At 46.9% G+C, this 18,638-nt stretch carries 22 protein-coding genes; 10 read left to right on the forward strand and 12 right to left on the reverse strand.

Annotated features, from left to right (window positions below; translation table 11 throughout):
* Nucleotides 1-190: 190 nt before the first annotated feature.
* Nucleotides 191-1,435, forward strand: a complete 1,245-nt coding sequence (sigC, locus tag LEPBO_RS0102270) for an RNA polymerase sigma factor SigC (protein ID WP_017285906.1) — start codon at nucleotides 191-193, stop codon at nucleotides 1,433-1,435.
* A gap of 233 nt (nucleotides 1,436-1,668) precedes the next feature.
* Nucleotides 1,669-2,130: a Fur family transcriptional regulator gene (locus LEPBO_RS0102275; RefSeq protein WP_017285907.1), complete on the forward strand. Its 462-nt coding sequence runs from the start codon at nucleotides 1,669-1,671 to the stop codon at nucleotides 2,128-2,130.
* Between the two features lie 15 nt (nucleotides 2,131-2,145).
* Here the strand turns inward: LEPBO_RS0102275 and LEPBO_RS0102280 are convergent, their stop codons facing one another.
* The gene (locus tag LEPBO_RS0102280; protein WP_017285908.1) at nucleotides 2,146-3,207 is read right to left on the reverse strand and encodes a peptidoglycan-binding domain-containing protein; all 1,062 of its coding nucleotides are present in this window, start codon (nucleotides 3,205-3,207) and stop codon (nucleotides 2,146-2,148) included.
* A gap of 215 nt (nucleotides 3,208-3,422) precedes the next feature.
* Between LEPBO_RS0102280 and LEPBO_RS0102285 the strand changes: the two genes are divergently transcribed.
* From LEPBO_RS0102285 to LEPBO_RS0102300, 4 genes are all read left to right on the forward strand, one after another.
* Nucleotides 3,423-4,775, forward strand: coding sequence for an APC family permease (locus LEPBO_RS0102285; protein WP_017285909.1), 1,353 nt, complete (start codon nucleotides 3,423-3,425; stop codon nucleotides 4,773-4,775).
* A 20-nt stretch (nucleotides 4,776-4,795) separates the two neighbouring features.
* Nucleotides 4,796-5,407: an SAM-dependent methyltransferase gene (locus LEPBO_RS0102290; RefSeq protein WP_017285910.1), complete on the forward strand. Its 612-nt coding sequence runs from the start codon at nucleotides 4,796-4,798 to the stop codon at nucleotides 5,405-5,407.
* A 206-nt stretch (nucleotides 5,408-5,613) separates the two neighbouring features.
* A complete protein-coding gene (locus LEPBO_RS0102295) occupies nucleotides 5,614-6,570 on the forward strand; it encodes a DUF362 domain-containing protein (protein WP_017285911.1) in 957 nt (318 codons plus the stop codon).
* Nucleotides 6,571-6,730: 160 nt separating this feature from the next.
* Complete coding sequence (locus LEPBO_RS0102300; protein ID WP_017285912.1) at nucleotides 6,731-6,946, forward strand: hypothetical protein; 216 nt, start codon at nucleotides 6,731-6,733, stop codon at nucleotides 6,944-6,946.
* Here LEPBO_RS0102300 and ribD read toward each other — a convergent pair.
* Both ribD and LEPBO_RS0102310 read right to left on the reverse strand, forming a co-directional pair.
* A complete protein-coding gene (gene ribD / locus LEPBO_RS0102305) occupies nucleotides 6,938-8,026 on the reverse strand; it encodes a bifunctional diaminohydroxyphosphoribosylaminopyrimidine deaminase/5-amino-6-(5-phosphoribosylamino)uracil reductase RibD (protein ID WP_017285913.1) in 1,089 nt (362 codons plus the stop codon). The two genes, LEPBO_RS0102300 and ribD, sit on opposite strands and share 9 nt — an antisense overlap.
* Complete coding sequence (locus LEPBO_RS0102310; RefSeq protein ID WP_017285914.1) at nucleotides 8,026-8,562, reverse strand: hypothetical protein; 537 nt, start codon at nucleotides 8,560-8,562, stop codon at nucleotides 8,026-8,028. Before LEPBO_RS0102310 ends, ribD begins: the two co-directional genes overlap by 1 nt.
* Before the next feature lie 243 nt (nucleotides 8,563-8,805).
* On the opposite strand from LEPBO_RS0102310, the gene LEPBO_RS0102315 reads away from it, so the two are divergent.
* Together LEPBO_RS0102315 and LEPBO_RS0102320 are read left to right on the forward strand one after the other, a co-directional pair.
* Nucleotides 8,806-9,048 carry a hypothetical protein gene (locus LEPBO_RS0102315; protein WP_017285915.1) on the forward strand — a complete coding sequence of 81 codons (243 nt, stop codon included), beginning with the start codon at nucleotides 8,806-8,808 and terminating at the stop codon, nucleotides 9,046-9,048.
* Nucleotides 9,049-9,129: 81 nt separating this feature from the next.
* Nucleotides 9,130-9,939: a prepilin peptidase gene (locus LEPBO_RS0102320; RefSeq protein ID WP_017285916.1), complete on the forward strand. Its 810-nt coding sequence runs from the start codon at nucleotides 9,130-9,132 to the stop codon at nucleotides 9,937-9,939.
* A gap of 90 nt (nucleotides 9,940-10,029) precedes the next feature.
* Here the strand turns inward: LEPBO_RS0102320 and LEPBO_RS0102325 are convergent, their stop codons facing one another.
* The 5 genes from LEPBO_RS0102325 to LEPBO_RS0102345 all read right to left on the reverse strand — a co-directional run bounded on the left by LEPBO_RS0102325 (nucleotide 10,030) and on the right by LEPBO_RS0102345 (nucleotide 13,556).
* Entirely contained in the window at nucleotides 10,030-10,485 is a 456-nt protein-coding gene (locus LEPBO_RS0102325; protein ID WP_017285917.1) for an NUDIX domain-containing protein, read from the reverse strand.
* Nucleotides 10,486-10,556: 71 nt separating this feature from the next.
* Nucleotides 10,557-11,015: a thioredoxin-dependent thiol peroxidase gene (gene bcp / locus LEPBO_RS0102330; RefSeq protein WP_017285918.1), complete on the reverse strand. Its 459-nt coding sequence runs from the start codon at nucleotides 11,013-11,015 to the stop codon at nucleotides 10,557-10,559.
* 5 nt (nucleotides 11,016-11,020) lie between these two features.
* The gene (gene argH / locus LEPBO_RS0102335; RefSeq protein ID WP_017285919.1) at nucleotides 11,021-12,427 is read right to left on the reverse strand and encodes an argininosuccinate lyase; all 1,407 of its coding nucleotides are present in this window, start codon (nucleotides 12,425-12,427) and stop codon (nucleotides 11,021-11,023) included.
* A 102-nt stretch (nucleotides 12,428-12,529) separates the two neighbouring features.
* A complete protein-coding gene (locus tag LEPBO_RS35905) occupies nucleotides 12,530-12,769 on the reverse strand; it encodes a hypothetical protein (protein ID WP_017285920.1) in 240 nt (79 codons plus the stop codon).
* A 76-nt stretch (nucleotides 12,770-12,845) separates the two neighbouring features.
* Nucleotides 12,846-13,556, reverse strand: a complete 711-nt coding sequence (locus LEPBO_RS0102345; protein ID WP_017285921.1) for a response regulator — start codon at nucleotides 13,554-13,556, stop codon at nucleotides 12,846-12,848.
* A 267-nt stretch (nucleotides 13,557-13,823) separates the two neighbouring features.
* Here LEPBO_RS0102345 and LEPBO_RS0102350 point away from each other — a divergent pair, with 267 nt between their 5' ends.
* Nucleotides 13,824-15,305: a dolichyl-phosphate-mannose--protein mannosyltransferase gene (locus tag LEPBO_RS0102350; protein WP_017285922.1), complete on the forward strand. Its 1,482-nt coding sequence runs from the start codon at nucleotides 13,824-13,826 to the stop codon at nucleotides 15,303-15,305.
* Here the strand turns inward: LEPBO_RS0102350 and LEPBO_RS0102355 are convergent.
* From LEPBO_RS0102355 to LEPBO_RS0102370, 4 genes are all read right to left on the reverse strand, one after another.
* On the reverse strand, nucleotides 15,289-15,627 hold the full coding sequence (locus LEPBO_RS0102355; protein WP_017285923.1) for a helix-turn-helix domain-containing protein: 339 nt from the start codon (nucleotides 15,625-15,627) through the stop codon (nucleotides 15,289-15,291). The genes LEPBO_RS0102350 and LEPBO_RS0102355 overlap by 17 nt on opposite strands.
* 165 nt (nucleotides 15,628-15,792) lie before the next feature.
* The gene (locus tag LEPBO_RS0102360) at nucleotides 15,793-16,167 is read right to left on the reverse strand and encodes a hypothetical protein (protein ID WP_017285924.1); all 375 of its coding nucleotides are present in this window, start codon (nucleotides 16,165-16,167) and stop codon (nucleotides 15,793-15,795) included.
* Between the two features lie 88 nt (nucleotides 16,168-16,255).
* Nucleotides 16,256-16,525, reverse strand: a complete 270-nt coding sequence (locus tag LEPBO_RS0102365; protein WP_017285925.1) for a hypothetical protein — start codon at nucleotides 16,523-16,525, stop codon at nucleotides 16,256-16,258.
* 59 nt (nucleotides 16,526-16,584) lie between these two features.
* Nucleotides 16,585-16,923: a hypothetical protein gene (locus LEPBO_RS0102370; protein ID WP_017285926.1), complete on the reverse strand. Its 339-nt coding sequence runs from the start codon at nucleotides 16,921-16,923 to the stop codon at nucleotides 16,585-16,587.
* A gap of 402 nt (nucleotides 16,924-17,325) precedes the next feature.
* Here LEPBO_RS0102370 and ahcY point away from each other — a divergent pair, with 402 nt between their 5' ends.
* Nucleotides 17,326-18,603, forward strand: coding sequence for an adenosylhomocysteinase (gene ahcY / locus LEPBO_RS0102375; RefSeq protein ID WP_017285927.1), 1,278 nt, complete (start codon nucleotides 17,326-17,328; stop codon nucleotides 18,601-18,603).
* Nucleotides 18,604-18,638 lie beyond the last annotated feature (35 nt).

Below are 18,638 nucleotides of genomic sequence, written 5' to 3' on the forward strand. Positions count from 1 at the left end.
CGATCGCGTGTAGTCCCTATCAAGAACTGAGGAGATTGCAGACTGCAATTTTCAAAAACCTGCTCGAATCCAATGTCATCGGTAGTTTCTACGTTTCCTGGAACTTTAAACTCTGTTTCAGAGTCCCGAAGCACGGGAACACTAGCAAAGCAACCAACAGAACGATTTCCACATAGCGCACAAACGGAACATGATGCCAGCAACTTCTTTCTACGCTGATGCAGAGTTTGATCCCTCTACACTAGAGCAACCCTCAACCCTATCAGAAACCGAATTTGATCCCAATGCGGATCTCGCTGAACTTGAAGCGGAACTGGCAGGGCAAATGGAAATGCGCGCCGCTGGACGGAAAACCACTGACTTAGTGAGGCTCTACCTGCAAGAGATCGGCCGCTACCACTTACTTGGACGCGACGAGGAAGTGGCTGAGGCGCAAAAAGTTCAACGCTACATGAAGCTATTAGAACAGCGCAATGATGCCGCTAACAAAGGCAATGATTCTATCCGTCAATTTGTAGACCTAATGGATGCCCGCGATCGCTTGGTGTCCACACTGACCCACCGCCCGTCTCTCGAACGCTGGGCTGCCGAAGCAAATATCGAGGTCGCTAACCTCAAACCTCTCTTGGCAGAAGGCAAACAACATTGGGCACAAGTTGTGAAACTCAGCGTTGCCGAACTCGAGCAAATTCAAAGTCAAGGACTCACTGCGAAGACTCGCATGATCAATGCGAACCTGCGGTTAGTCGTCTCCGTTGCCAAGAAATATCAAAATCGCGGTTTAGAACTCCTAGATTTGATCCAAGAGGGCACACTCGGCTTAGAGCGAGCCGTTGAGAAGTTTGATCCAACCAAAGGCTACCGATTCAGCACCTATGCGTATTGGTGGATTCGGCAAGGCATCACGCGCGCGATCGCCACTCAAAGCCGGACAATCCGCCTGCCCGTCCACATTACGGAAAAGCTGAATAAGATCAAAAAAGCTCAGCGCAAGATTTCTCAAGAAAAGGGGCGAACTGCCACGATCGAAGATATTGCAACAGAGCTAGAAATGACACCGCCTCAAGTTCGGGAAGTGTTGTTGCGAGTTCCGCGGTCTGTATCGCTAGAAACTAAAGTGGGCAAAGAGCGAGACACCGAACTCGGCGACTTGCTGGAAACAGAAGAAGTCACGCCTGAAGAGACGTTGATGCGGGAATCACTGCGCCGAGATTTGCTGCAATTGCTTGCCGATTTAACCACTCGTGAAAGAGATGTGATTCAAATGCGCTTTGGTCTAGGAAGCGATGGACATCCTTATTCTTTAGCAGAGATTGGACGCGCGCTCGAATTGTCTAGAGAGCGAGTGAGACAAATCGAAGCGAAGGCGCTGCAAAAACTTCGTCAACCGAAACGGCGCAATCGCGTTCGGGACTATCTCGAATCGCTGAGCTGAGGAATTGCCCTCGGATTTATGTGCAGCGAAGCCGAAACTCGCTGTACGTAAATCCAATCAATGGGGACTTTCTCAAGACAGATATAGCCATCGACTCCGCTTAGTCAAGCAAGGCAGGCGGGGTAATTTTTTGAAAAAGTTAATTGCAGATTATTTTCAATAAGGCGAACTTGTTGCAAATCGCCTATTATTTTTATATGCTATGATTCTCAAGAAAGGAGGCTTTGTTGACAATGCTAAACGCTCCTGTATATACCAGTGCCTCGCTAAAGGCGGAACTGAATGAAAAAGGATGGCGGCTCACTCCGCAACGTGAAACTATTCTGAATGTTTTTCAAAAGCTTCCTGAAGGTCAACACCTCAGTGCTGAAGATTTGTATCATGAGCTTCAGGAAAAGAATGAGGGAATTAGTTTATCGACGATCTATCGCACGCTGAAATTAATGTCGCGAATGGGAATCCTGCGCGAGCTTGAATTAGCAGAGGGTCACAAGCATTACGAGATTAACCAGCCTTTCCATCATCACCATCATTTGATTTGCGTACGCTGTAATAAAACGATCGAATTCAAAAGTGACCCGATCTTAAAAATCGGTACAAAAGCAGCCCAGAAAGAGGGATACCACATTCTAGACTGCCAGTTAACAATTCACGCCGTTTGTCCGACCTGTCAGCGATCGCTCTTACCGCTCTAAGTTATCGAAAAATCGTTATCGAAAAATTACACGAGCATCGGGAAATCCTTGCGATCGCAAATTTGCGGCAATTCTCTCTGCTGCTTCGGGTGTCGTGTAACGATTCACTTCAGCGTAGTCTCCTAATCGATCCTTGCGAGGAGTAGCACTAGGCGCAATGTTGAGTACCCGACTCCACTCTGTTGTTGTAGGGATCGGAACAATGACCACATAGCGACGAACATTCAGCGAGGCAGAAGATTCTGCACTTTGTCTGATTTGATTCAGCGTTCGTGCATCTGCCTCACCCGTCGTTGCAAGCAGGTTCCTCTGCTGAAAATCTAAGACGGCTGCTTCTGTACTTGCCCCAAAAATACCGTCTACTCGAACTGAATACCCTAATCGGTTGAGTTGTTGTTGGAGTTCGCTCACTTGGGTTCCCCTATCTCCACGCTGTAAGCCTGTTCCGGGTCTGTTCGTCGGGGAGGTAGGCACACTTCCTCGATCTAATACTGCATAAACTGAAGCATCAGCCTCGCCTGTTTCAGGCAATCTGAAGTCTCTCTGAAGCTGAATCACAGCGCTTTGAGTAGCAGAGCCAAATACGCCATCGATCTCGCTGTAATAGTATCCGGCAGCTTGTAATTGCTGTTGTAACTGTTGTACACGTGACCCTCGATCGCCCACTCGTAATCGATCGCCGAACTGATTCTCAAAACCTGTATCGGGATTTACAGTCGTTCCAATCCCCAAAGCGTTATACGTTGATGCACCAACAATTCCATCGGCTTCAATTCCAAATTGTTGCTGGCATCGAATGACCGCTGTTTCGGTCTGATCGCCAAAGTATCCAGTTATGGAACCGTCATAGCAATTTAGCTCTTGTAAGCGATTCTGCAATTCGACCACTGCTTGCCCCGAACTTCCTTTTCTCAGAAGCTCCTGTGCCATTGCGATTTGAGTGAATCCAGCGATCGCGCATCCCATCAACACGCTCAAAATCCGAACGCAGAGGTTCCCAGAACGGATTTGCTTGATCTGCGCGTGGTCTGGGGACTTATTTTCGCCAGCTCGATGCAAGTATGCGATCATTTTCATAATTTTGTGAGCAATTTTCGTGAATGGGAGTAGAATGGGAAATTTTTGCTTCTGAAACTATATTACCCATACCATAGAGTGATCGCTTTTCCTAAGGATGGAGATTGTAGAAAAGCTCTTGATCTCTATCGAAAGTTAGATCGCGTCCGTTCCCTCAGTACATTAAAATCCGGTGCTAAGGTTGCGATAGCAATCATTGTTAATTAGGTGTCGCTATGGGTTTACCCAACTCTTCTGGCTCGATTGCTTCTACTACCCAAGTTGAGTCTGCTAGACCCAAGACTACATTAAATTTGTTTGATGCGATCGCGTTGATTGTTGGGATTGTGATTGGAGCAGGGATTTTTGAAACCCCTGCATTGGTTGCAGCGAATACTGGAACAAATTCGGCTGCTCTGTTGGCGTGGATTGCAGGAGGCGTTGTGTCTCTGATTGGAGCATTGTGCTATGCGGAGCTAGCAACGAATTATCCTCATGTGGGTGGTAATTACTACTACTTACAGCGAGCTTATGGAAACGCGATCGCGTTTCTGTTCGCTTGGGCAAGAATGACGATTGTGCAAACTGGCTCGATTGCTCTCCTTGCTTTTGTTTTTGGTGATTATGCCTCTGAGATTTTTTCGTTGGGTAACTTCTCGACTCCGATCTATGCCGCAGGCGCAATTGTTCTTTTTACTGTGATCAATTTAGCAGGATTGCGCTTGGGCAAGGGAGTACAGAATGCTTTAAGTGCGGCAAAAGTCGTTGGGCTGATCTTAGTTGTCATAATTGGACTCTTCACATCGCCGACTGCTGCACCTGTTGTAACCGAGTCAAAATCCTCACTCAGTTGGGGACTCGCAATGATTCTCGTCTTGCTGTCTTATGGAGGCTGGAATGAAGCCGCCTATATCTCTGCTGAGATTCAGAATCCTCGGCGAAATATTGTGCGATCGCTGCTTTGGAGTATTGGCATTATCACAGCGATCTATGTTGCAATTAATGCAGCTTATCTGCATGGACTCGGCATCAGTGCAATGGCAAACTCGCCTGCGGTAGCAGCAGAACTCATGCGACGAGCATTTGGACAACCTGGAGTTGTGTTTATTAGCGTCCTCGTTGCTATTTCAGCATTAGGAGCGATGAATGCAACGATTTTTACTGGAGCACGGACAAACTATGCTTTGGGACAAGATTTCTCAGTATTTCGGGCTTTAGGAACTTGGCGATCACAGCAGAATACTCCAACCACCGCTCTACTTGTACAAGGCGCAATCTCCTTGTTTTTGATTGGACTAGGAGTACTAACACGCAAGGGTTTTGAAGCAATGGTGGATTATACAGCTCCAGTGTTTTGGTTCTTTTTCTTGCTGGTTGGGATTTCCGTATTTATTTTGCGATCGCAGGAGCCACTTCAGGAAAATGGATTTCGCGTTCCGTTTTATCCCATCACGCCAATCTTGTTCTGTCTAATTTGTGGGTACTTGCTGTATTCGAGCTTGGTGTATGTGAAAACGGGTGCGATCGCAGGCGTAGTTGTTCTAGCATTGGGAATTCCAGTGCTATATCGGCAAAATCAACTTCGATAAAGCTCTAGGAGAACTGAGATATGACGATTAAGACTTTCATGATCACTATCAGTCTTGTCAGTTTGGCATTGACTGGATGTGCTCAAACTTCTACTCCAACTGCAACCCCTGAACCTTCCGCAGCACCGCAACAAGCTCAAGTCGAAGAGTCTCCGCAGCTTGATGTGCCTTACGTGCCTACTCCCACTGAAGTGGTTGATGCCATGCTCAAAGTTGCGAAAGTTGGGAAGAATGATGTGCTGTATGACCTGGGAAGCGGAGATGGTCGGATTCCTATTACCGCAGCAAAACGATTCGGAACTCGTGGATTTGGAGTAGATATCGATCCGCAACGGATTCAAGAAGCAAACGCAAATGCCCAAAAAGAAGGCGTGAGTGATCTGGTGAAGTTTGCTCAGCAAGATTTATTTAAAACAGATCTAAGCAAGGCGACTGTGATTTCGCTCTATCTTTTACCTCGGATCAATCTCGAATTGCGTCCTAAATTATTGCAGTTGAAACCAGGCACACGGATTGTGTCTCATGCTTTTGATATGGGCGATTGGAAACCTGATCAAGTCGTGAACGTTGGCGGAACAACGGTTTATTACTGGGTTGTACCTGAAGAGGTTCCAGCGAATCTGAAAAAATGACGGTTTGGTTTCAGCAGGTTTGCTGATTGATCGTTAGTCTAGCACTGCACTCTAGAATTGCCTTCTTGTCTGCATCCGTTTGCGCTTCCACAAGGTAACTCGACCTCACTCAGTCAGCACTCCCAAAAAATGTGCAAAATTCTGAGCGTGCTTTTGCAATAGGATTTTTCGATCGCGGTTAAAGTAATAAAAAACCTTCTAAGCGTATGAAACCAACCGTTAGTCTGCTGCGTGCTACCTCTTACGATTTAACAGAACTTCGGGCTGCACTCGAAGCATTGCTTGAACCTCTGGGCGGAATCAGCAGCATCGTCAAATCGGGCGATCGCGTTTTACTCAAACCCAATCTCCTGACGGGTGCCCGCCCCGGAAAAGAATGCGTGACGCGTCCTGAGATTGCCTACTGCGTTGCGAAAATGGTGCAGGAAGCAGGTGGAAAGCCATTCTTAGGAGATAGTCCCGCCTTTGGCAGCGCTCTAGGAGTCGCAAAGGCAAGTGGTTATCTCGAACTCACTGAGTCGCTCAATTTACCGATCGTTGAATTCAAAGGCAAACGGTATGAAACAGTTGGTGAAGAATTCAATCATTTATTGCTCTGTAAACAAGCGATCGAAGCGGATGTCGTGATCAATCTACCTAAAGTCAAATCGCACATGCAATTGACTGTCACAATGGGTGTGAAAAATTTATTCGGATGTGTTCCAGGCAAAATGAAAGCTTGGTGGCACATGGAAGCGGGGAAAGATCAATCTCGTTTTGGCACGATGTTAGTTGAGACAGCGCGAACAATCGATCCAGATTTAACGATCGTAGATGGCATCATCGGACACGAAGGTAATGGACCAAGCGGCGGTGAACCAAAAGATTTAGGCGTATTGGGAGCATCGCGTGATATATTTTCTCTTGACCGAGCGATCGTTGACATTCTACAAGTCGATCCCAACACTGTACCGACGATTGTAGCTAGCCAGCGATTAGGACTCTGTTCGGACATTGATGCAATTGACTTTCCACTGCTTCAACCCGTAGATCTACAGATTTCAGATTGGCAGCTTCCTGACAAAATGATGCCCATTGATTTTGGTGCGCCTCGCGTTCTGAAATCAACTTTCAAACATCTGTATATCCGCTTCATCAAAGAACCGATAGCAGCCTACCGCTAATGTGTGAAAGGATGAAGGAAAGTCACAATATTTTCGACTGTCCTGTCGATATACAGGCGCAGAATAATCTTTTAATAACTGTTATTTCAGCTTGTAATGTCTGGCTTTCAGGATAGGCAGATTCAGTATTGTGGAAACAGCAACCTCATCCTTTGTTCCTATGAACCCATCTTTGATTCGTCAACTCTGGGCGCTGGTAGAGACGACCCAAGCCACTCATCTGGTTAACCTAGATGATGCAAACTTGGTGCAGTCTCTTCTGCGCCAAGTGAATACGCAGCAACCCCTCAACTCAGAAGAGAATTCGCTGCTCTCGACTTATGTTTATTCTCGGCTCGCTTTGATTCGGGATTTAGCCTATGAACGCTTAGCCTAAATAGCCTTCGATTAGTAAATCTGATTCGATCGTGCTCCAGGTCACCCGCGTTAACGGAATCGCATCGGTCATCTGATTGAGTCCTAATTCTGCAATCGGCGTTGGTGCGTGCTCTCCACCAATAATTTTCGGCGCAACAAATGCCCATACTTTTTGCACACAACTTTGGCGAATTGCTTGCGCTGCTAGATTTCCACCACATTCCCAAAGCACAGTATTCATTCCGCGATCGTAGAGATTCTCCATCACCGCAGCAGGCGTAGTCGTCTCCAAATTCACAACTTCAACACCTTGCTGGCTCAATTTTTCTTGAATGTCTGAATTGGCATTCAGCCCTGTAAATACGACAGTTCGAGCAATCTCAGTCTTCCAGAGATTCGCCAGTGTTGGTAAATCCAAATTGCGGCTCATGACGACCCGCAAGGGTTGCCACTCTGAAAGTCCATGCGTGGTTAATTCAGGATTATCTTTGCGAACTGTATTGCCACCAATGACGATCGCATCACACTGCGTCCGTAACTGGTGAACACGCCGCCGCGACATTTGCCCAGTCACCCAGCTACTATGACCCGATGTTGCCGCAATTTTTCCATCCAAGGTCATGGCATATTTGAGAATCCCAAACGGGCGACGATTTAAAATTCGATGCACAAAGGCTTCATTTAACGTCTGACATGCTTCTTCTTCAACACCAACCGTGACTTCAATCCCTGCATTCTCAAGCGTTGCAATTCCCTTGCCTGCAACTTGCGGATTCGGGTCAACCATGCCGACGACCACTCGCTTCAGTCCAGCTTTCACGACTGCTTGAGAACAAGGCGGAGTTCGACCAAAGTGATTACAGGGTTCTAGATTGACATAGAGAGTCGCGTTGCGCGATCGCGCACCCGCTTGCTGCAGCGCAAACACCTCAGCGTGAGGCTCTCCCGTTTTCGGATGAAACCCCTCGCCCACAATTTCACCATCTGCCACAATCACACAGCCGACCATGGGATTTGGAGCCGTACGCCCAATTGCTCGCCTCGCCAACTCCAGACACCGCTGCATCATTGCCCGATCGAATTCGTCTGCTGTTGCCATCAATACAAACTACTAGAGGTTGAATAGTGGCTTAAGATTTCTTGTCCCCAGCGCACAAGCCGTTCGGAGCCTTCGATCATCAGCAAATACTGCCCACGATCGAGATGATGTCGATAAATACTCGCCGTCGTTCCTTCACCAAACAGCCCGAATAATGCGCCAATGACTGCGCCAAAAAATCCGCTGACGATCGATAAAGCTGGTACTAAAAATGGCGATTCTAATTCTGTCATCTGAATCAGATCGAACTGGGCAGCAAGAAACAAACCCAATCCAGCGATCGCGCCCAAGGTGCCCAAGATAATGCTGAGAAATCGAGCTTTGCGGATAGCAAGCTGCATCGGTTTAAGCAAACCGACATGTTCGGGATTGCTATAACCCGCGCCCACGATCGCGAGATGTTCGGGCGAAATACCGTGATAATGCAGCAAACGATAGGCTTGAAACACTGAGGCTTCGTCTGGGAAGACCATCACAGCGAGGAAAGTCTGGCGACGAATGAATCCGCTTTTGCGGAGGAACCGAGTAACTGACACTGGAGTAGCTCAGGATTGGCAATGGTATCTCTGAATTCTAAACTGTTGTCATCGCTTTCCTCACTAACCGTTAGGTGAATTTAATCTAATTTCAATGAACTTCGTGAGGAGAACATTACATTTGTGAAGATGAGGAGTAGAGAGTGGCAAGTAGGAAGATACTCAGGCTCAATAAACTAACTTTTTTTGCGCTCCAGTTGCAATTTTTGGCATAGTATACAGTCAATCTCTATGTGACTGAAGATGGATGTTTTGACGAAAGTTGATCAAGAAATGGATGTAGATGATTTTTCAACTTATCTGGATCCGACTCTCATTCAATCGGCGCGACTGATCTATGAAACTTATTTTTCGGTACATCCCGATATCGATCGACCATTAGGGGTCGCGATTAATCGGATTACGCATCGCGGCAAAATTATTTTTTCGGGGAAACCGATTTTGCTGCCTCAAGAATGTTTTGTGCCGTTTGAATTGATTGAGTAAAAATACGAGAATTGAAGGGTTAGGGCGCTGAATTGAATTCGATCGAGTTAAATGAAGTTGCCCTAATACTTGTCTCAAGTGATGGACATTCTCGCAATTCCAGCTTTTCTGATTGTCTTTTTTATCGGTGCATCGATCGGTAGTTTTCTCAATGTGGTCATCTACCGTTTACCTGCTGGTTTATCTTTGATCTATCCGCCTTCGCGCTGTCCGCATTGTCTAACTCGCTTGAGAAAACGCGAGAACATTCCGGTGTTTGGATGGCTCAGACTAAAAGGAAAATGTGGACATTGTAAGAGTCCGATCTCCCCTCGCTACCCATTGATAGAAGCCACAACCGGGATGCTTTTTGTCCTAGTCTTTGCGGTTTTCAATCTTTCGCTGCAAACGCTGGGATTTTGGGCATTTATTAGTTGGCTCTTGGCGCTGTCGATGATCGACTTCGACACCATGCTGTTGCCCAATTCCTTGACGCAATCAGGATTAGTGTTGGGATTGGTGTTTCAAGCGATCGTTGGGTTCTCGATCGCAGGAATACCAGGAGCAATTCAGCATTTTATGACGGGAGTGATTGGAGCAATTGTCGGAATTTGGCTATTGGATGCGATCTCAATTGTGGCATCGATGATGCTCGGACAGACCGCAATGGGAGCAGGTGATTCAAAGCTGATGGCAATGATAGGAGCTTGGTTAGGGTGGAAGCTGTTGTTATTGACGGGTTTCTTGGGTTGTTTGACTGGATCAATTGCTGGACTTTGGGCACTCTCGCTTGGAAAATTGGCGCGGCGGCAAGCGATGCCGTTTGGTCCATTTTTGGCTTTGGGAGCGGGGTTAAGTCTCTTTTGGGGAGAGCAATGGATATCAAGCTATTTGCAACTGTTTCAGATTTAACCTGGAACCGTTCGGATGCAAGCTTCGCGTGCGATCCAACTCATTTCCGCCAGGATTTGAAATCATTGAACTCAGTTTAAATTCCTTGCTTTAGGCGAGCGTAGTGCGTCCTGCAAAGTAATCTTGCAGTTGCTGACCATGGTCATGAGAAAGCTTTCCGGGCGGCAACTGCGAACAATGGAAAGCTTTCACATCCAAGACTTCATTGACATCTTTCGGCTTAAACTTGCCTGTTGCTTCGACCTCAACGACCACACAGATCGAATGCATTCTCGGATCGCGATCGGGAGCCGAATAAATTCCAACTAAGCGGCGAATTTTGGTCAGTTCTAACCCTGTTTCTTCAAATAATTCACGCCGAATCGCCGTTGGTAAATCTTCCCCCCAATCGACAATTCCCCCCGGCAAGCCCCATAAGCCATTGTCACGGCGACGAATCAACACAATGCGATCGTCTGGCAACACCGTAATAATGCTTGTGCCAGTCACAGGATGACGGAAAACCACCCCTAAAACAGTTTGAAAAAAGTGCCACAACCGACTCATAAACTTAGGGAACAGAATTTGTAGGGATGTCTGAGTAATACCCTGAGCACAAAGAAATCTAACGTTGTAGTTCAGGCTAGATCCGCGAGAACTTGAGCCGCATGAAACTCTGGCTTAACTTTGAGGTAGATTTTCTCGATCGTACCATCTGGACTAATCACAAATGTATTCCGGGTAATGCCTAAATACTCTTTACCCATAAATTTCTTTAGACCAAAACTATCGTAAGTCTCCGCAACTTTCCCGCCTTCATCACAAAGTAAGGGGAATGGAAGATTGTGCTTTTTAACAAACTTCGCATGCGATTTTGCATCGTCTGTACTCACCCCTAACACTACGAAGTCTTGAGCTTGATAATCGGCATAGGCATCCCGAAAACCACAAGCTTCTTTGATACAGCCTGGTGTATTATCGCGAGGGTAGAAATATAAGATCACCCGTTTGCCGCGTAAATCCACTAGATTAACGAGATTTCCATCGGTATCAGGGAGTGAAAAATCAGGAGCGCGATCGCCCACTTTCAGCGCCATAGTTGTTACCCTAATCGTTGTTTTGCCGACGCGATCGCCCGTTCAACCTGCTCAAATCCTGTTCCCCCGAAACTATTTCGAGCCGCAACCACTTGAACAGGGGCAATCGCTTCGTAAATATCTTCCTCAAAGGCTGGATGCAATTCCTGCCATTCAGTGAGCGACAGATCTTTGAGCAATTTATTTTCTGCTAAACACGATCGCACGACTTTACCGACCAGATTATATGCCACTCGGAAAGGCACACCTTTTGCCGCTAAATAATCTGCCACGTCTGTCGCGTTAGAAAAGTCCTCAGATACGGCTTGATTTAGCCGCGTCGTCTTAAATTCCAATCCTTCACGGAATAGAATGGTCATCGCTTCTAGACATGCCCGGACTGTTTTCACCGCGTCAAACAAGGCTTCTTTGTCTTCTTGCAAATCCTTGTTGTAAGCGAGAGGTAAGCCTTTCATCAGCACCAACATGCCTTGCAAATGTCCAAACACCCGTCCTGTTTTTCCGCGCACTAATTCTGGAACGTCGGGATTCTTCTTCTGGGGCATGATACTCGAACCCGTCGCACAGCTATCTTTCAGCGCCACAAAACTGAACTCTTGCGATGCCCAGAAAATCACTTCTTCTGATAGGCGGCTAAGATGCACCATGATTAGACTGGCAGCACAGAGAAATTCGATCGCAAAATCTCGATCGCTCACGCCATCTAAACTGTTCTCATACAATCCGCCAAATTCGAGTAACTCAGCAGCATAGTGTCGATCAATCGGAAACGTTGTGCCTGCTAACGCACCTGAACCTAAAGGCGATACATTCACCCGCTGATAAATTTCTCCAAGCCGCGTCCAATCTCGCTGCGCCATCTCAAAATACGCCAGCAAGTGATGCGCCAAACTAATCGGCTGGGCGCGCTGTAAGTGCGTATAACCCGGAATCAGCGTTCTCACATGCTGCTGTGCCAAATCCAGCAAGACGGTTTGAAATTCTCGAAGCTGCTGCTGAATGTCTTGAATTTGCGAGCGCAAGTAGAGCCGGGTATCAGTTCCGACTTGATCATTGCGCGATCGTGCCGTGTGCAACTTCTTGCCAACATCGCCCGTAATCTCGGTCAAGCGCCGCTCCACCGCAAAATGGACATCTTCTGCATCCACTCCGGGTTGAAATTGTCCGGCACGGTATTCTTGGCGGATCTGCTCTAATCCTGTGACAAGTTGCTCACCTTCCGCTTCAGAAATGATGCCGGTCTTTGCCAACATTTTCGCGTGAGCTTGAGATCCGGTGAGATCGTATTCAATTAATTCAATATCAAACCCGATACTGGCGTTAAACTGCGCGATCGCAGGATGCAACGCAGATTCAAAGCGTTGACTCCAGGTTTGGGAGGGTTGAGAGGATTCAGAAGGCTGGGAACTCAAGAGAAATTTTTCTCGCTCGACTGCAAGTTTTAAGCCTACCCTAAACCGCGATCACATGAGGGATGAAGCCCAAATAAAATTTCTTCATCCCCACCCCATTGCTTAGCCAAACGAAGTAAAAGTTTTAGCCAGATAGCCAGCTACGATTCCAATCACGAACGCCCAGACTTGTCCGGTTCTGACGAAGTGATTCCAACTTTTGCTGACATCTCCGGTGATATCAGTCGGTTTGAATTCTTGAGCAAAAATGGTGACATCGATCGATTGCATGGTTTGGAACAGATCGCCGAGATGCGTCGTACTATTCAACCAAGTCGGTAAGTCTAAGATAAAGTGTGCCATGAGTATTTTCTGTACAGCGTGTTTCCTTTCAGCACAGTATTACCACATGGATTTCTAAGCAGAGTCCGAGAAAACGCTAGTTCAGTAAGGGCATGACTGATGTGGCAACGATCGCGGCTTGCGTACGATCCCGCAAATTCAGCCGTCCTAAAATACTCGCAACGTGGTTCTTAACGGTGCCCTCGGAAATGTCAAGAGTTCTTGCAATTTCTCGATTACTTGAGCCTTCTGCGATCAAGCGCAAAACTTGACGTTCGCGGGCGGTCAGCTTGGAAAATCCAGGCGGTAAATTGCTCGAAGACGTGCGGCGCTGAGACGGAACGAAAGGCAAAACATTTGTGGCAGGGGTTTCAATGGGCATCGTTTCTAATTCGATCGCTGGAGCCATTGCTTTCTGTAAAATCCCAGGACTCAGCTGAGTAAATCCCTTATGAGCCGTCCGCACCGCATTTGCCAATTCATCGGGGGACATGTCTTTCAGCAGGTAGCCGTGTGCTCCGACCTGTAAAGCATTGCGCACTGAAATTTCATCATCCGAAGCAGTCAAGACCAAAACCCGCGTGTCTGGACAACGTTCACAAATAGTCTGCGTCGCTGTAATTCCATCCATTCGAGGCATTTTCAAATCCATGAGCACAACATCGGGCAGGAGCGCCTCTGCCTGCTGCACTGCGTCATAGCCGTTATCCACATCCGCAATCACTTGTAGATCGGGTTCTTGATCTAGAAGCGCTTTCAGACCCTCTCGAATCAGGTTCTGATCGTCTGCCAGCAATACGCGAATCATGATAATCGGTTCCTCAACTCAATATTGATTTTCAGGCATAGGGCTTGGATATCCAAGAAATCACGCAGACTCTGAACCAAACCTGGCTGCGATCGCAGATGCTCCTTAGCAAATCAAAGATGTCATGCAAATCGTTCACGAAACTTCACCAAACGTATTTTTTATTATTTGATAGAAGAAATCAAGTCTTTTGTGACAGAAATTTACCAAATCCATTGAGAAATCAGTATGCTGAAAGACTAGAAAAATAGGCTCCAACAAACTGTGATGCGGAAGACTGAGCAACCGATCAAGCCGATTGCATGGTTTCGGCTAGGACTACTTGGAATATTTCTCGTTTCGTTGGGTCTCCGATTTTGGGGACTCGAGCGATTCAATACCCTAGTCTTTGATGAAGTTTACTATGCAAAGTTTGCAAATAACTACCTGACTGGCACAAATTTTTTTGATGGACATCCGCCTTTAAGTAAATATTTGATCGCGATCGGAATTTGGATTGGCAATCAAATCCCGATCGGTCGAGATACTGTTAATTCGCTCACGGGTTCCACACTGAGTACTTGGAGTTACCGCTGGCTAAATGCATTGACAGGCTCATTTATTCCACTGGTTATTGCCGCGATCGCATTCCAGCTGAGCCGCCGCCGAAGCTATGCTCTCGTCGCTGGAAGCCTTGCTGCGATGGACGGTCTATTCTTAGTTGAGTCTCGTTATGCCCTCAATAATGTCTATCTGGTGCTATTCGGATTATTAGGGCAATGGTGTTTGTTATTAAGTTTACGATCGTCCAAAAGATTGAATTTTTCTCTGGTATTATCCGGCGTATTTTTTGCAGCGTCTGCTTCAATCAAATGGAATGGTTTATGGTTCTTGGCAAGCATTTATTTATTGTGGGGAATTGGCTGGAGTTTTCGTGTGATGAATTGGTTTCGTCAAAGCTCAAAAGGAAGTGAACAAATTCCGACCAATTCATTACCGACTTCGTCTCTATATCGCCTTACACAGATTAATTTGTTATATTTTTTACTCTGTTTCGCTGCAATTCCTGCACTCGTTTATTGGCTAATTTGGCTGCCTCATATTCACCTCAATCCAGAGTTTGACTTTCTCGAAGTTCAAAGACAAATTCTGGTTTATCACCAAAGAGTTGGCAGCGGATCAAACATTCATCCTTATTGTTCAACCTGGTACAGTTGGATACCCATGTTGCGTCCTGTTGCGTATTTTTACCAGGTTACCGAGTCTGTCAACGCTCCGATCCCTAGTGGAAACTCGGCATTAGTACTTGAGCCAGGGCGGGTTGTTTACGATGTTCATGCCCTGGGGAATCCGTTTCTTTGGTGGTTTTCGTCGATCGCGATCGCATTTCTCGTTTGGATACTGCTCGAACACTGGAAGATCCTGCCGAGTTTGGCTATCCCCAATGCGCCCAGACTCAGTTTTTTGCCGCCTCAAGAGTTGTGGATTGTCTTATTTTTGCTGATTAGCTATGTAGCGAATCTATTACCCTGGGTTCCTGTATCGAGATGTGTGTTTTTGTATCACTATATGGGTTCATCGGTATATGCCGGGATGGGCTTGGCTTGGCTCGTCGATCGCTGGTTTAGAACCCGCGAATTTCGTGCGATCGGGATTGGTGTGATGGTAATTTGTGCCATCAGTTTTATCTTTTGGATGCCCATCTATCTCGGCTTACCGCTGACCCTAGATGAATACAAATTGCGGATGTGGTTCAGGTCTTGGGTTTAGTCAATCCTTCGATCTCTGACATCAGTTGAGCGATCGAGGATTTAATTTCTGAGATCTCACGACTCAGATGATCTAATCTCACTTCTACGGTCTTCAAATTGATCGGCATCTGCCACATCGAAAATTTTAAGGCTGCCAGAATTTTTTCCACCGTGGCGAAACTCGGCTCATATTGAGGATCGTTTAAAATCCGATTGATCTGCTGAGTGTAGCCTAATGCACTCCCACCATGCTCCTCAGCGATTTTGGCGGAAATCTGACGAATGCTCAGCCCTTGGGTTTTCATCAGTTCCCGAATTACCTCCACCACTCTTTCTTGCATAAAGCCCCACCTTCGATTACGCTATGCTTCTGAGAACTTGAATCAACTGAACGACCTTGCCGCACATGGTAAAGGTCTTTTTTTACGCTGATATATCGTACAGATGTTTCCATAGAAAAGCAGCAGAACGCTGCGTCGCTCTGCTGCCAACCGGGTTTCAATGTCTTACAAACCAACTAACTCACGCGCTTCCAAACCGCTCAACTGTTGCGCGATCGTCAATCGTGCTTCTAACTTGGCGACACTGAACTCGTTCCGCAACCGCTCGAGATGAGCAAATGCATTCGCCTTCTCGGTCGTGGCTCGATTCAGCGCATCCACTGCCCGCTGATACTCGGAATTCACTTGCAGGACTTCAAATCGCCGAGCTTTGCGTTGGTTGTCATTTTTTAGCGCCGTCTCAAACGCCACCACCATATCGGCATTGCCTTCCAATCGAGCAATGTGGTAGCGAATTTCTGCGATATTTTGCTCTAGCTCATTCACATGCTGAGAAGCTTGAGCGATCGCACTGGGATATTGATCTAATCGAAGTTTCATGACTGACATCCTGAAAATAATGAAGTGGTCAGTAGCCATCGGGTCAGAATTTGACACCGACTACGAACAACAGACAGCCTTTCAAGCCTTAAGCGACGAGTTGAGGCACACGAGCCGTTAACTCAGACGGCAATTCGGTCAGAGTCGGGGGAATCAGTTGGGATTGAGGCGCAGCTTGCTCGAGTACCTGCACTTCAATCTTGACGGACACGAGATAAGAACCGGGTTGCTCGCCCACTGCCTGCGCGATCAGTTCTGCAAAACCGGGTCGATCGGCGGTAATTGGGTCACGTAACGAACAACGATCCCATTCATACTTGGCATTCGGATCAAGCTGAAGAATGTAATGCTTCGTCATGGAACAAGAACCTTGAATCACTTGTACTATTGTAGTGCAAAATCGCTACGATTTCAAGCTTAAGCGGCAAGAATTTTACGGCGGAGTTCGGGCAGTTGTTTCTGATCTTTGCGATCCCAATAGGCTAGGCGCTTTGCAATTTCAGTGTCGCCAATGAGCTTAATTTCAAACGGAAACTGAGTCAAAACTTGGCTTTTCTGCACCGAGAATCGATAACCAGAACTGGCAAGCGATTGGGCAAATTTTTGAGCTTGATTCAGCTTGTCAAACCCGAAATAACAAAGACTCAGCGATCGCCGAAACGGAGTGCGCACTACTAAAACTCGACTCGAAAGATATTGTCCAACACGTCCATCTCGCAGCGAGAAAAATCGACCGATCGGGACAAAAGTATTCATAGAAAGGAAAGAATGTGTCGTTCTTCTATTGTAGTTAAATTCCACTACAAAAATTCGCCTGCTTTAGCGCAATTCCCGTCTCACATGGGGCGGTTTATCCCCTCACACCGTGTTTGGTATATATGTACTATATTAGCCGATTTATATGTAAAGTGCACACAGTTCCTAAAGAAAGGTTAAGCTTTCAAAGAAGTCGAGCAAGGCTTTGTAAAGCCCCTAAAAAGCTTTATTGATCACCTTGACTTTAGTGACTTCCCCCTTGACAGTGGGAATGACTTGCTACGTCAGCGATCCATATCTAAGAATTTTTCCGACGAGATGGATTAATTTGAAGCGGCAAGTTAGTTTGTTAAGGGGAATTACACCCCAACTCTGATGTCTCTCTGAAAAAGGAACATTTTCATGACCGCAACACCCGTCCGCTTGAAATACGAAGTCAAAGACCTTGCCCTCGCACCTGCTGGAAAACAGCGGATCGAATGGGCTGGGCGGGAAATGCCCGTCTTGAAGCAGATCCGCGATCGTTTCGCTCAAGAGAAGCCGTTTGAAGGCATTCGACTCGTCGCATGTTGCCATGTCACGACCGAGACTGCAAATCTCGCGATTGCACTCAAAGCTGGTGGAGCTGACGCGATTTTGATCGCAAGTAATCCGCTGTCAACTCAAGACGATGTAGCAGCAAGCTTAGTCGCTGACTACGAAATTCCCGTTTTCGCTATCAAAGGTGAAGACAACGATACCTACCACAAGCACGTGCAAATCGCGCTTGACCACCGTCCTAACCTCATCATTGATGACGGTTGTGATGTCGTTGCAACTTTAGTACAACAACGCAAACACCAACTCGAAGACCTCATTGGAACGACAGAAGAAACCACAACCGGTATCGTCCGTCTTCAAGCGATGTTAAGAGACGGTGCGCTGACGTTCCCGGCAGTAAACGTGAACGATGCTGAAACCAAGCATTTCTTCGATAACCGTTACGGCACAGGTCAATCCACCCTCGACGGTATCATCCGTGCGACCAATATTCTGCTTGCTGGCAAAACGATTGTCGTTGCAGGATACGGCTGGTGCGGTAAGGGAACTGCAAACCGTGCGCGTGGATTAGGCGCAAACGTCATTGTGACGGAAATCAACCCAGTTGCAGCGATCGAAGCTGTGATGGACGGTTTCCAAGTCATGCCAATGGATGAAGCTGCGAAGCGTGGCGATATCTTCATCACCGTGACAGGTAACAAGCACGTGATCAATGGCAGCCACTTCGATGCGATGAAAGATGGCGCGATCGTGTGTAACTCTGGTCACTTCGATATCGAAATCGATCTCGAAGCGTTGAAAGAGCGCTCAACCGAAGTGAAGACCGTTCGGAACTTCACCGAAGAGTACACCCTCAAGAGCGGCAAATCTGTCGTTGTCTTGGGTGAAGGTCGTTTGGTGAACTTGGCTGCCGCTGAAGGACACCCGAGCGCAGTGATGGATATGAGCTTTGCAAACCAAGCCTTGGCAGCAGAGTATCTGGTGCAGAACAAAGGCAAGCTAGAGCCAGGTGTTTACCCGGTTCCGACTGAGTTAGATCAAGAAATTGCTCGCTTGAAATTACAAGCAATGGGCTTCTCGATCGATAGCTTAACCGAGTCGCAAATCGAGTACATCAACTCCTGGACTTCTGGAACCTAATCGTTCCCCACCGTCTAATCTACATTTCAGGTAGG

The sequence above is a fragment of the Leptolyngbya boryana PCC 6306 genome, assembly GCF_000353285.1.
Lineage (GTDB): Bacteria > Cyanobacteriota > Cyanobacteriia > Leptolyngbyales > Leptolyngbyaceae > Leptolyngbya > Leptolyngbya boryana.